General features: G+C 34.0%; 1 protein-coding gene. It reads right to left on the bottom strand.

The window, feature by feature from the left end; translation table 11 throughout:
- On the bottom strand, positions 1-180 hold a 180-nt coding region (locus tag PPOP_RS21735), incomplete at its 3' end, for a hypothetical protein (RefSeq protein ID WP_006285375.1).
- Positions 181-435 lie beyond the last annotated feature (255 nt).

The following is a 435-nucleotide window of genomic DNA, read 5'->3' as shown; positions in this document are numbered from 1 at the left end:
TTCTTGCTTTAATGCTTGCAATTGTTCTTCCCCTTTGGTCAATAGGGAACCGAACTCTGCTGTAGGGGTTTGTCCTTCTGCATACAAAGGAGAAACTCCTCCAGTTAATAAATTGCAACTTATTACCACAACAATAAGACTGATTTGACTTAATTTTTTTAGCGTCATTTTCCTATTCATAAATTTTCTCCCTCCAAAATATTGTTACGATGTTAATATTAATGATAAAAATTAGTTTTACAACTCCTAAATTAATTCTTTTTTATCGAAAAATACTTATTAATGACATTTGTTAGGAGTAATCTGCTGATAACCGAAGTAAGGGTGCTTCATATCAATTTCATCGATCTGATGCATAATTTGTACATTCTCTTCACTTTCACTTTTCTTGGGCTAGGGTGATAAACAGAGGCAGAAAGAGGAAACGCTGGGTCC

Source organism: Paenibacillus popilliae ATCC 14706 (assembly GCF_000315235.1).
GTDB lineage: Bacteria > Bacillota > Bacilli > Paenibacillales > Paenibacillaceae > Paenibacillus_B > Paenibacillus_B popilliae.
This window is presented reverse-complemented; position numbering and strand designations above follow the sequence as displayed.